Source organism: Halomonas sp. 72 (assembly GCF_052379785.1).
Taxonomy (GTDB): Bacteria; Pseudomonadota; Gammaproteobacteria; order Pseudomonadales; family Halomonadaceae; genus Vreelandella; species Vreelandella citrativorans.
On record NZ_JBQSYY010000001.1, the window covers coordinates 298,128 to 310,702 of the forward strand.

The window sequence follows — 12,575 nt, forward strand, 5'->3', positions numbered from 1 at the left end:
AAGTCTCTTTCAGTCGCCATTCAAGAACGTCGTTACAAGGGAGTAGGACGGTAACCCGGAATGGTCCGTTCAAAATAGCTGTCAGCCTCTTGGCCAACGCCGCCCAAGCCACGGAATACAAAGCGTAAAAATAGCCCGCGATCGTTGAAGTCATCTGCAACACGCGCAGTGTCGTTGTCATCCACCCACTCGCGCCAAACAAGCTGCACGCCGTAGCAGCAGTCGTTCCATTGTACCCCTGCCAATTTTTCAAGCGCACGATCATTGGTTTGGTCGTGAAGATACCGGCCTATCAGATCCACCCTTGGGCTGGTTTTCCAGGCAAATGACACGTCCCACTCTTCGCGGTTGTAATCACGAAAGCCATCATCGCCTGGTAACGTATCAGGGTCGAAGCCTTCGATCTCCCAACGGTAACCCAGGTTCACTACATGGCCTTCAGGGTGCCGATAACGCAGGTCAAAGCGAGTGCGTTCCGTCTTTTCACGGTGATCATCGTAAAGCCATTCGTAGCCGGTACTCCAGCGATCATTGATCTGCCAGTCCAGCCGGGTTACCAGAGGCGAACGATCACGCGTGGCCTGATAGTAACGCTGCGGGTTAACGTAAGGGTCTTCTTCTGGCCGCGCTGGCAGGGTATCCGGATCTCCGTCACTATCAATACGGCGGTCCGAAAAATAGAGACTTTGCCCGATACCGAATGTTAGCCGATCACGGCCACTGTCATCTTCGATAAAGCGCGTCTGCACACCCACTGACACACGGTTAAGATCGCCGACCCGATCTCCACCGGAGAAGCGGTGGGGCGACCACAGCTGGTCCCATGAGAAAGCCCGCTCACGACTATCGAAATCGGGTAGCTGGGTCTGGTTCTTGCGGGGCACATAGGCATAGTTAAACCGCGGCTCCAGCGTTTGCCGATAGCCGCGATTTCCAAGCTCCAATTCACGCTCAAATACCAAGCCGCCATCCACCGACGTCACCGGCACAGTTCGACTTGGTGAGGTATTGCGCTCCGTTTCACGGTCACCGTAGTCCAACTCGTAGGCGGTATACCAAAGCTCAGCCCGTGGTTCGATATATCCCCAGGGCTTTTCTTCGCGCCAGCCGACGGCCGGCGTTAAGTGTAGACGCGTGCCGGTTGCCGCCTCGCGTTCCGGCACCAGCCGCTCATCCACGTCACGCCAAAAATAGGTCGCGTTGGAGCGCCATTCGCTGAAGAAGCCACTGCCTAGCTGCCAACTGGAATTCGCGGTCAAACTGGGCAAGCGGTAGAACGGCTTATCAGAGTCGCTAAGCGGGTCTTCAAGGCGCTGAAAGCCTTGCGCCCTGGCATCGAGATACCACTGGTCACCCTGATAATCTATCTGGGCAAGCCGCTCAAGGCTTACGCGGTCGCTCCCTCCAAACTCATCACCGAAGTCGTCGAAATAGCGGCCGTCACTGGAAGCGCCATAGCGCAACCGATAATTGCTGCGGCTGTTGACTCGGCCCGCATGGCGCGCATCGACATACCAACGGGTTTCGCCAGCAAAGCGGTCACTACCACTGTTACCTCCGTCGTCCCTACTTAAGTAGCCCCCCTCAATGGTTCCCTCGCTTTCCGAAAACAGGTAGCGGTATTCACCGTTGAGCAGCAACCCACGGTCACTCATCCAACGCGGCGTAATGGTGGCGTCGTGATTAGGGGCGATATTCCAGTAAAACGGCTGTGCGTAATTAAATCCATCTGACGAAAACCCGATAGCCGGGGACAACAGCCCCGTGTGACGCTTGTCGTCAATAGGGAAGCGCAACCACGGCCAGTAAAAAACAGGCACGTCTTTTACTTTTAAGCGGGCATGCGTCGCGGTACCAAACCCCGATTCCTGATTTAGGCGTATATCACTGCTCACCAGCTCCCAGGTATTGGCGCCGGGCTCACAGGTCGTAAAGGTGGCATCTCGCAAGCGATACTGAGACTCGCCTGTTTGCTCAAGCTGACTTGCCTGGCCACGCAAACGCTCTTCATACAGCACATAGTGGCTGTTACGCACACTCGCGCGATCTTCATTGAGCATTAAGGTGGCGCTGTCGCCACGCACCAACGCTTGGCCATCACGCAAAGCGAGATTACCCTCAGCATCCACCTGCTCACGGTTTGCGGGTAAATAAATGCGTTCGGCTTCTAATTCCGAATTACCACGTCGCAATACCACATCGCCTCGCAGCAATGCCTCGCCATCGGCGGCGTAATCTACGTCCTGGGTTTCAACTGACAGCGTTTCCGGGTTCTGCTCTACAGGCAACCGGTAGCTGGGCATCACGTACCGGCCACGGCACAACTGTTGTGACGCTTCATCTCCTTCCCAGGCCTGCCAGTCAAGCGCTTGTGCGGGCAGCGCTTGATTCTGAGCCACCACCGAGAACGAGGCGCTAGCGAGCAAACTGCCCATCAGCGTATGCGCAACCGGTATGATGCGCGAAAATCGCTTGCCCATGTTCGTTATCCTTGGCATCCAGAATAGGTATTATACAGCCCGCATGATGCCCGACCAGCAAGGAGCTTGCATGTCCTCTTTACGGATTGATGCCCTCACCCGATGGGCCGCAGAACAAAATAGCCTAAATCCGGCGTTGATTACCCTCTCACCAGCGGGCGGCGACGCCAGCTTTCGGGGCTATTTTCGTCTAACACTACCTAATGGCGACACCCAAATAGTCATGGATGCACCGCCTGCTCAAGAGGATTCAGCCCCTTTTGTTACCATTGGCCACCGCTGGTACGCGGCGGGCTTACCCGTTCCCAAAATTTATGCCGCGAATTTAGACGACGGTTTTTTACTGCTGGACGATTTAGGCAGTACCCCCATGCAGGACCGGTTTACCGATAGTGCCGCGGCGATTCAGTATCATGAAAAAGCTCTGGGCTTGATTGCCGAGCTGCAAAACAGGGCCAGCCCAACCGCACTTCCCGACTATGATGCTGCGCTATTGGCTCGTGAACTCGACCTGTTCCCTGAGTGGTGCATGGATAAGTGGCTGACGCTACCTTGCCCATCCAGCTGGGAGGCACTGCGCACAGACCTTATTCACCGGGCGCTTCAACAACCGACGGTTAGCGTTCACCGTGATTTTGATGCCATGAACATCATGATCAACCATGACCGCTTATATATGATCGACTTTCAGGACGCCGTGGCAGGGCCGATTAGCTACGACGTTATTTCCTTGCTGCGAGGCCGCTATTGGCGCTTTAATGCGACCCAATTCGCTGAACTGGCCACCCTGTTCTATCGCCAGGCCCGCAGCGATGGGCGCCTGTCCAGCGTACTAACAGAGGCCGACTTTATTATCCAGTGCCACGCCATGGCCGCTCAGCGTTCGTTAAAAGTGTTGAGCATTTTTTGTCGGTTAACGCTACGTGACCACAAACAGGGCTACCTGGCACGCTTACCCCACTTCCTGGATCACCTTGAAGATAGCCTGAATGGCCTGCCCGAGCACGCCGTCTTTGCCAACTGGGTAAGGCTCACACTGCGCCCAGCCATTCTGCAACGCCTGGCGGAAGAGCATCCATGAAAGCGATGATATTAGCGGCCGGTTTAGGCAAGCGGATGCGCCCGTTAACCGACCACTGCCCCAAGCCCTTGCTCCCGGTCGCGGGGAAGCCGCTGATCGTTCATCACCTGGAGCGGCTTCAGCGGGCAGGTATTGAAGACGTCATTATTAATGTCAGCTATCGCGCCGAGCAAATCATTCAAGCGATAGGCGATGGCCGGGCCTACGGTGTCAATATTCAGTGGAGCCATGAGGCCACGCCGCTTGAAACGGGCGGAGGCATTCAAAAGGCGCTACCGCTGCTGGGCGAGGAACCCTTTCTGCTGGTCAATGGTGATGTGTGGTGTGACTACCTGCCCGCCAACACTCAGCTAAAAAGGGGCGATCTGGCGCACCTGATACTGGTGAATAACCCTGACCATCATCCTGAAGGCGACTTTGCCCTGGATAAGGGGCGCGTTCTTAATCAAGGCGCACAGCGTTATACCTATGCCGGTGTCAGCATTATTCATCCCAAGCTGTTGGCTGACCAGCCCACCGAGGCGTTTGCGCTCGCGCCACTATTAAAAAATGCGATGCATGAACAGCAGGTGTCAGGGGAACACTTCGCAGGACACTGGGTTGATGTAGGAACACCCGAACGCCTTGTCGCCCTGGAGCACTTTTTAAGCCAGTAAATCCCCTCGTTATAAGAAGGCCCAGAGTGGGGATTCAAACAGTGCGCCCAGGCAAAGAAATGTTATGCTGCGCGACTTACCTGTCGTCGCCAAGATAAGGAGAGCCACGTGAAAGCAAGGGTAAAATGGACGGATGGCCGTCAATTTATCGCCGAGTCGGGCAGTGGGCACAGCGTTGTGATCGATGGCCCACCCGACCACGGCGGCCGCAATACCGGGCCTCGTCCCATGGAAATGCTGCTGATGGGCATGGGCAGTTGCACGGCGTTTGATATCCTGAATATTCTCGATAAAGCCCGTGCCGATGTGACCGACTGTGTTGCCGAATTGGATGCTGAGCGCGCCGATGAAGTGCCTGCCGTATTCACCAAAATTCATGTTCACTTCGTGGTCACAGGCCGAGCGCTAAAAGAGAAGCAAGTTGCACGTGCCGTAGAGCTTTCCGCCGAAAAGTACTGCAGTGCGTCCATTATGCTTGTCAAAGGCGGTGTTGAAATTACGCACTCCTTTGAAATTGTAGAGGCTTGAGGCAGAGCGACGACGCTCGCTCCTTCGGCCTACGATGCAGCACAGCGAAAAAAAATGCCCTGCCCGGATGCATCCCCTGCCCCGGCCGGGCATAATACGCCTCCTTGTATTCCCCCTGACTGCCCTGCAAGTGCTTTTAGAACATGCGCACCACGTATGGCATTAGGTTTTTCTCGGTTCCGGCGCTGGCTCGTCGGGGTGTCTTCATCAGCCATAGGGAGGTTCGGACATGACAGATAGTCTCCGACTCCACGGGTTCAATAACCTGACCAGCTCGCTGAGCTTTAATATTTACGACATCTGCTATGCCAAGACCGAAGAGCAACGTACCGCTTATATCGACTATATCGATGAGCTGTACAACGCCGAACGGCTGACGCAAATTTTGAAGGATGTCACCAATATTATCGGTGCGCATGTGTTGAATATTGCCCGTCAAGATTATGAACCTCACGGGGCAAGCGTCACCATTCTCATTGCTGAACATGAGCTTGATGAAGCCAACCCTGAAAACACAGAACCAGGCCCTGGTCCGCTGCCTGAAACCGTGGTTGCCCATCTGGATAAGAGCCATGTCACCGTACATAGCTACCCGGAATCGCATCCTGACAACGGCATCAGCACCTTCCGTCTGGATATCGACGTATCAACGTGTGGGCATATCAGCCCGCTGAAAGCGCTGAACTATCTGATTCACAGCTTTGATTCTGATATCGTCACCATGGATTACCGTGTGCGCGGCTTCACCCGGGACGTCGACGGTAAAAAGCTGTTCATCGATCACGAGATCGCCTCGATCCAGGATTACCTAGCGGAAGATACCAAGCAGGCGTATCAGATGATGGACGTGAACGTGTATCAGGACAACATGTTCCATACCAAGATGCTGCTGAAAGACTTCGAGCTCGACAATTACCTGTTCGGCAAGTCGCGTCGCGACATTACGTTTGAAGAAGCCCGCGATATCGAAAGCCGCCTGCGCAAAGAGATGCTGGAAATCTTCTACTCACGTAACCTGGAGTAACGCCTGAGTAGCTAACAACAGCCACAAAGAAGCCGGCATCGCGCCGGCTTCTTTGTATCTAAAAAACCGTATCTAATAGAAACCTTCATCCCCTTCAGGGCGCGTTTTAAAGCGCCGATGCAGCCACAGGTACTGCTCGGGGTGCTTGCGAATGGCACGCTCAATAAACTGATTAACCCGCGTTGCGTCGTTAACTTCATCGTTACTGGGAAAGTTTTCAAACGCAGGTAGGCACTCAATCGTATAGGTGCGGTTATCCGGGTTGCGATGAAACATCAGCGGCACCACCGGCGCGCCTGTCATACGGGCGATTTTAGACGTTAGCCGAATGGTGGCCGCCTGCTGACCAAACAAGGGGGCAAATACACTGACATCCGGCCCAAAGTCCTGGTCGGGTGAATACCAGACAATATGCCCTGCCTTGATACGTCGCACCACGCCGCGCAGATCGTGTCGATCTATCGCCTGGCCGAAAATACGTGAACGAGCACGCGTCATAAAGCGCTCGAAAAGCGGGTTATTATGCGGGCGATATACGACATCCGCCGGAAAGAACAGCGAATGCAGCGCGCCCCCCAAATCAAGCGTTGAGAAGTGGATCCCGACGACCAACACCCCCTTGCCTTGGGCTTTGGCATGCGCCAAGTGCTCCTGACCATGGTACGCCACTCGATGACGAAATCCTTCTGCCTCCCGACACCAGCCAGTCGCGGTTTCCACTAAGCCAATACCGTTAGCAATAAAGGTATCTCTCACCAACTTTCGTTGTTCATCGGCACTCTTTTCCGGGAAGCAAAGCGCCAGGTTGGTGGCCGTAATGTCCCGCCGCCGTTTGGCAAAGCACCATGCCAATAGCCCAATGACCTTGCCTACCCAAAGCTTAATACTCCAAGGTAACCAAGCCGCGATATACATCGCACCGATGGCAAGCCAGGTTCCCCAGTAGCGTGGGTGAGCAAACGACGCTGGATACTCTTTTTTCGACATACGTACCACCTAAACTGAAGACTCTTGATAACGTCTGGGTACGCGTGGCAACACCCCGGTAAGCAGGGTATAGCTGATCGTATCGCAGTAGCGTGCAACCTCATCGACGGCTAACACTGCCCCATTGCTGGCCGTTCCCCAGAGCACCACCTCGCTGCCAATGGCAGCATCTTGTATATCGGTCACATCAACGGTCAACATATCCATCGACACTTTGCCGGCAATAGCACACCGCTGCCCATTGACCAGTACCGGCGTACCATCCATCGCATGGCGGTCATAACCATCGCCGTAACCTGCGGCCACCACCGCAATACGTGACCGGCGCGGGGCGCGCCAGCGCCCTCCGTAGCCGACGGGTTCACCTTCGTTAATCTCTCGCAAACCGATAATTTCCGAACGCAGACTCATGACCGGACGTAATTGCTGCGTGGTTGGGGTGGCCACTTCCAATGGGTCACTGCCATAGAGCATGATGCCTGGTCGGTTCCAGTCACCATGGGCGTCAGGCCAGGCAAGCGTCGCCGGTGAATTAGCTAAACACAAAGGCGCATCAAGCGCCTTGGCCAAGGCCTTTAAACTCAACAGCTGCTGATTAAAATAGTGGCCGTCGCTGGCATCAGCGGTCGCAAAATGGCTCATTAAATGCAGCGCCGTGACCTGTGGTGCATTGGCCAGGCGCTGCCAGACCGCTTCCGCCTCCGCGAGGCCAAACCCCAGCCGATGCATACCCGAATCGACTTTTAACCAAACGGGAATGGGTTGGCTTGGCGAAAATGCCAGCAGCGCGTCTACCTGCCATGCGCTATGAATGGCGGTCCACAGTGCGTAGCGCTCCACCAGCGGTAACTCATCGGCGCTAAAGATACCTTCTAACAACACAATAGGTTTGCTGATGCCGCTGTTACGTAGCGCAATCGCTTCTTCGATACACGCCACCGCAAACGCCGGGACGTGGCTTTCCAGCGCGTGAGCACACGCTACAGCGCCGTGACCATAGGCATCCGCTTTGATAACCGCCACCGAGCGGCTTTGTGGCGCGCAGCGGCACGCCAACTGATAGTTGTGACGCAGAGCATCCAAATCGATATGGGCCGCTAGCGGGCGCATTGCGTATCTCGCTTATACATAATAAGTCATCAAAAATAGCCCCTCTAACAACAACGCACCGAGTATAAACTCGGTGCGTTGAGGCCGTGCCTACGTAGCCACGCTGTCTTGGCTAGCTTTCGAAAATCGCCTCTAGCGACAGGCCTTGCTTTTCAAGCGTACGGCGTAGCTTCTTTAATGCCTCGACTTGAATCTGTCGTACACGCTCGCGTGTCAGGCCAATTTCAGCGCCGACCTCTTCCAGGGTGGCCGCCTCATGACCGCGCAAACCAAAACGACGCACGACCACTTCACGCTGTTTATCACTTAGCTCATCAAGCCAAAGATCCACGTGTTCACGCACATCACCATCTACCAGGCAACCTTCTGGGCCTTGAACATCATCATCGGCCAAGGTATCAATCAGCGGTTTATCACTCTCTCCACCCATGGGGTAGTCTACCGAGGAGACACGCTCATTGAGGCCAAGCATTTTCTTGACCGTATCAACCGGTTTGTCGAGATGCTCAGCAATCTCTTCAGCGGTCGCTTCATGGTCAAGTTTTTGTGTCAGCTCACGCGCGGCACGCAGATAAATATTAAGCTCTTTCACCACATGTATCGGCAGACGAATGGTGCGCGTTTGGTTCATTAGCGCGCGTTCAATGGTCTGTCGAATCCACCATGTTGCATAGGTTGAAAAGCGAAACCCACGCTCAGGGTCAAACTTTTCAACGGCACGAATAAGCCCTAAATTACCCTCTTCAATGAGATCCAGCAGCGTCAGCCCACGGTTTAGATAGCGCCGGGCAATTTTAACCACCAACCGCAGGTTAGACTCGATCATTCGAGAACGACCAAGCGGATCCCCCTTTCGCGCCAGGCGGCCATAATAGACCTCTTCTTCTGGCGTTAAGAGCGGCGAAAATCCTATTTCATTGAGGTAAATTTGCGTCGCATCCAGGCTTTGAGTCGATTGCCGGTCCTCACGTCCTAGTGCTTTCTCAAAAGCTTCCTCTTCCGCTGCGACATCATCGTCAGCGTTTTCCAACGCTTCTTCGGCAGCATCCAGGTCAACCTCCTGTAGGTCCTTCTCCAGCATACTCATGGCCTTACCCCCGTAGTATCGCCTGCCCGCCTTTTAATATTTAAAGGTAACCACGCTTACGTGTGCGTTACTGGTGTTATTATTTTTATGTGGGCCAGCTCGTAAGGGGCTGGCTCAACAAAACCTTGCCGCTACTCGCTTATCGGGTACTCCACTGATTAGCGTGCAGGTAAAAACTCCATAGGATCCTGAGGCTGACCATCACGGCGCACCTCAAAGTGCAGCCTAACGCTTTCTGCATCACTGTTTCCCATGGTGGCGATCACTTCGCCTGCTTCAACCACGTCATTTTCACTAACGTTTAAGCTGTCGTTATGCGCATAGGCACTTAGGAACTGATCGTTGTGTTTAAGAAGAATAAGATTACCGTACCCACGTACACCACTACCCGCATAAACGACAATACCAGGGCCTGCGGCTTTGACAGGTTGCCCCTTTTGTCCGGCGATATCAATCCCGGCGGTAATCGAATCACCTTCGCCGAAGTTGCCCGTGACTTGCCCATCTGTCGGCCATTGCCAGTTGATCGTCTCTGCGGGCGTGAACGTACGCGATGAGCGGTCCGAACGTTCCACTGGAGCAGCCGCAGGTGTTTCGGATTGAGCAACCACCTGCTCCTCAGGCTCCGATGCTGGGACCGCTTCTGGCTCAGGCCTTGGCTCGGTAGCAGCCACCTCGGGTTGAGAGGGAGATTCTTGCGGCGCACTGTTAGTTGACGCTACCTGCTGAGCACTTTCAACGGCTTGTTGTTCAGGGCGCTCAGCGTTTAAACGCTGAGCGCGTTCAATCGCCGACTCATCAGGCAGTAGCCAATCAAGTTCCTGGTCGTTACTGGCTACTGCTGTCGCCTGCGGGTTGAGCCCGGTTGCGACAACGCCGCGCGATTCACTCGGCGTGTTTTGCGCCTGATTTGCGGGCTGGGAATTATTGCCAGCCCCTGCGCCTTCACGCAATGCAATCATCTGTCCGGGGTGAATTTGGTAGGGCGCATCAATATTGTTGATAGTAGCTAGCTGGCGGTAATCCAGATTATGCTGCCAAGCGATGCCATACAGGGTATCGCCTGGTTTGACGGTATATTGAGGCGAGTTTTCCACCACGCGACTCGCTTCACTCAAGTCACGTACTTGCGGGGTATTGTGCTGCTGATTGGCACACCCGCTAATTGCCAACACCAAGGCTGACATCATGAAGACTTTACGCATGCAAACCCTACTCCTTTTCAGCGCTGAGCCGTATTAGTTGAATCTAACGTGGTCGACTTCCCTGCCCGACGGTTCAATAGCATGACCAGCAATATACCAACGACCATCAGCAGCACCACGCCGATAATCTGCGCGGAAGCGCCGGTCAACGCGGCATAATCACTGGGCAGCAAATAACGGTACTCCAAGGGTATCATTTGCCCGCTTGGACCAACCTGATAACGCAACAGCTCGCGCCATGGCCACAGAACCGGCAACGAGCCAATAATAAACCCTAAAAGCAATTGCATCGTAAAGCCATGATGACGTCTTAACAGCCAGGATAATAGCCGCGAAAACAGCGCAAGGCCTATCACACATCCCATACCAAACAGCATAATAATAGTGATGTCGAAACTGCGAATAGCCCCCATTATCGTGCCGTAGAGCCCCATCGTGAGCAACAAAAAACTGCCCGACACGCCTGGCAACAACATGGCGCTAATCGCAATACACCCCGCCACCATCACAATCGTGGCTTCATTACCGAGCAATAGCACCAAGGGCATTAAGCTCGGCAGCATTCTGGCTAACAGTAAACCGGCCAACAGCGGAAATAAATACCAAAATTTCCAGCGGTCTCCCGCTTGAGCGACCACCATTCCAGAGGCGGCAACCAGCCCGAAAAAGAAGCCATCAAGCAGCAGAGGGTGCGCTTCCATCAGCCATAGCGCCAAGTGCGCCACGCTGACCAGGCTGATGCCGACACCGGCCAGCAAAGGGATCAAAAAGGCCAGGTTCAAGTGCTTAACGAGGGCACGCCACCCATCACGCTGCCAAACCACCAGCGCGCCAGGACCAAACTGCTTAATGGTATTGATCAGCTCTTCATAAATGCCGGTAACAAAGGCAATCGTGCCCCCGGAAACTCCGGGTATGGCATCTGCGGCCCCCATTCCGGCACCTTTAAAAAAAATCCCCAAGGATTTACGCTTCAATCCACTACTCCTTGCAATAAAGGTACAAAACGCACGGGCTCAAGCCGCCGCTTCTCAAACGCATTCCCACTGCGCTTTATCTGGGTAAGCCATTGGCTGCCATCAGGCGCTTCCAACGGCGCAATCAACACCCCATCGCGACTTAGCTGCTCGAGCAATATTTCAGGCAGTGTCTGCGCACAAGCCGTCAATAAAATAACATCGAACGGTGCCGCCGTTGACCAGCCCTCGCCGCCATCGGCAACGGTTAGCGTTACCTCTGCGCCCAAGCGCCAAAGGCGATCACTCGCTCGCTCATGCAAGGCGTAAATACGCTCAATGGAGTAAAGCTCTTTCACTAAGCGCGACAAAATCAGCGTTTGATACCCAGAGCCGGTGCCCACTTCCAACACACGGCGTGGCTCGGCTTTCACAACCAGTTCTGTCATCCGCGCCACGGTAAGCGGCTGTGATAACGTCTGCCCAAAGCCGATAGGCAGCGCTGTATCTTCATAGGCACGATGCGCCAAAGCCTCGTCAACAAACAGATGCCTGGGCTCGCCAGCCATCACATCAAGCACATCCGGGTGTCGAATGCCCTGTTCGATCAACCGATCAATCATGCGATCCCGGGTACGCTGAGAGGTCATTCCCCGCCCGCGCCGCTCAATGGGCGAAATATCAGGCAAAGGCATCCAACCAGTCCTGTACGTCACGGCACGCAGGGTGGCGCGTCAAGTCGGTTTGCAGCGGCGTAATCGATACATACCCTGCCTCGATCGCTGCAAAATCGGTATCTTCACCGTCATCCGCATTGGCAGCAACCGGCGCAATCCAGTAGCGCGTCCGCCCACGAGGATCTTTGATCGCAAGCGGTTTTTCAGCCGGGCCACGATATCCAAGCCGGGTTACCTTAACGCCTTTGATGGCTTCCCACGGCACATCTGGAACGTTAACGTTGAGCAGCGTTCTGGGCGGCAAGGAGAGTTGATCGGCGGCACCAATCAGGCTGGATGCCACTTTCGCCGCGGTGTCAAAGTAACGATCACCGCATAGCGACATGGCAATCGCGATCATGCCCAGGTTGCGTCCTTCCATGGCCGCGGCCACCGTGCCTGAATAGAGCACGTCATCGCCTAAATTGCCACCGTGGTTAATCCCTGAAATAACCAGATCAGGCCGCTCATCCCACACGCCATTTACGCCCAAGTAAACGCAGTCAGCGGGCGTACCATCCACGCTATAGAAACCATTTTCCAGCGCGGTTAATGAGAGCGGGCGCGATAATGTCAGCGAGTTACTTGCCCCGCTACGGTCACGGTCCGGGGCAACGACACGCAGCTTGGCATGAGCCTCCAGCGCATCATGTAGCGCTTTCAGCCCTGGGGCGTAAACACCGTCGTCGTTAGAGAGCAGCAGTCGCCGCATTGATGCCTCCTTGTTGATCAGCGTAATCTGGCG

At 54.7% G+C, this 12,575-nt stretch carries 12 protein-coding genes; 4 read left to right on the plus strand and 8 right to left on the minus strand.

Going from position 1 to position 12,575, the window contains the following annotated elements; all coding sequences use genetic code 11:
* Positions 1-32: 32 nt before the first annotated feature.
* A complete protein-coding gene (locus ACT3T6_RS01405; protein WP_172117506.1) occupies positions 33-2,480 on the minus strand; it encodes an LPS-assembly protein LptD in 2,448 nt (815 codons plus the stop codon).
* Positions 2,481-2,550: 70 nt separating this feature from the next.
* Between ACT3T6_RS01405 and ACT3T6_RS01410 the strand changes: the two genes are divergently transcribed.
* The 4 genes from ACT3T6_RS01410 to speD all read left to right on the plus strand — a co-directional run bounded on the left by ACT3T6_RS01410 (position 2,551) and on the right by speD (position 5,769).
* A complete protein-coding gene (locus ACT3T6_RS01410) occupies positions 2,551-3,561 on the plus strand; it encodes an aminoglycoside phosphotransferase family protein (RefSeq protein ID WP_193054470.1) in 1,011 nt (336 codons plus the stop codon).
* Entirely contained in the window at positions 3,558-4,217 is a 660-nt protein-coding gene (murU, locus tag ACT3T6_RS01415) for an N-acetylmuramate alpha-1-phosphate uridylyltransferase MurU (protein ID WP_193054469.1), read from the plus strand. Before ACT3T6_RS01410 ends, murU begins: the two co-directional genes overlap by 4 nt.
* Before the next feature lie 108 nt (positions 4,218-4,325).
* Positions 4,326-4,745 carry an OsmC family protein gene (locus ACT3T6_RS01420; protein WP_087112043.1) on the plus strand — a complete coding sequence of 140 codons (420 nt, stop codon included), beginning with the start codon at positions 4,326-4,328 and terminating at the stop codon, positions 4,743-4,745.
* A 229-nt stretch (positions 4,746-4,974) separates the two neighbouring features.
* On the plus strand, positions 4,975-5,769 hold the full coding sequence (gene speD, locus ACT3T6_RS01425) for an adenosylmethionine decarboxylase (protein WP_193054468.1): 795 nt from the start codon (positions 4,975-4,977) through the stop codon (positions 5,767-5,769).
* 72 nt (positions 5,770-5,841) lie between these two features.
* Here speD and lpxL read toward each other — a convergent pair whose 3' ends face one another.
* The 7 genes from lpxL to surE all read right to left on the minus strand — a co-directional run bounded on the left by lpxL (position 5,842) and on the right by surE (position 12,542).
* Complete coding sequence (gene lpxL / locus ACT3T6_RS01430; protein ID WP_193054467.1) at positions 5,842-6,756, minus strand: LpxL/LpxP family Kdo(2)-lipid IV(A) lauroyl/palmitoleoyl acyltransferase; 915 nt, start codon at positions 6,754-6,756, stop codon at positions 5,842-5,844.
* Positions 6,757-6,765: 9 nt separating this feature from the next.
* Entirely contained in the window at positions 6,766-7,866 is a 1,101-nt protein-coding gene (gene alr, locus ACT3T6_RS01435; protein WP_193054466.1) for an alanine racemase, read from the minus strand.
* Positions 7,867-7,978: 112 nt separating this feature from the next.
* A complete protein-coding gene (rpoS, locus tag ACT3T6_RS01440) occupies positions 7,979-8,953 on the minus strand; it encodes an RNA polymerase sigma factor RpoS (RefSeq protein ID WP_087112035.1) in 975 nt (324 codons plus the stop codon).
* A 158-nt stretch (positions 8,954-9,111) separates the two neighbouring features.
* Positions 9,112-10,158 (minus strand): peptidoglycan DD-metalloendopeptidase family protein, encoded by a 1,047-nt coding sequence (locus tag ACT3T6_RS01445; RefSeq protein ID WP_172117500.1) that lies wholly within the window; start codon positions 10,156-10,158, stop codon positions 9,112-9,114.
* A 17-nt stretch (positions 10,159-10,175) separates the two neighbouring features.
* A complete protein-coding gene (locus ACT3T6_RS01450) occupies positions 10,176-11,135 on the minus strand; it encodes a DUF368 domain-containing protein (RefSeq protein WP_172117499.1) in 960 nt (319 codons plus the stop codon).
* Positions 11,132-11,809: a protein-L-isoaspartate(D-aspartate) O-methyltransferase gene (locus ACT3T6_RS01455; protein ID WP_172117498.1), complete on the minus strand. Its 678-nt coding sequence runs from the start codon at positions 11,807-11,809 to the stop codon at positions 11,132-11,134. Before ACT3T6_RS01455 ends, ACT3T6_RS01450 begins: the two co-directional genes overlap by 4 nt.
* A complete protein-coding gene (surE, locus tag ACT3T6_RS01460) occupies positions 11,796-12,542 on the minus strand; it encodes a 5'/3'-nucleotidase SurE (RefSeq protein ID WP_193054465.1) in 747 nt (248 codons plus the stop codon). Before surE ends, ACT3T6_RS01455 begins: the two co-directional genes overlap by 14 nt.
* Positions 12,543-12,575 lie beyond the last annotated feature (33 nt).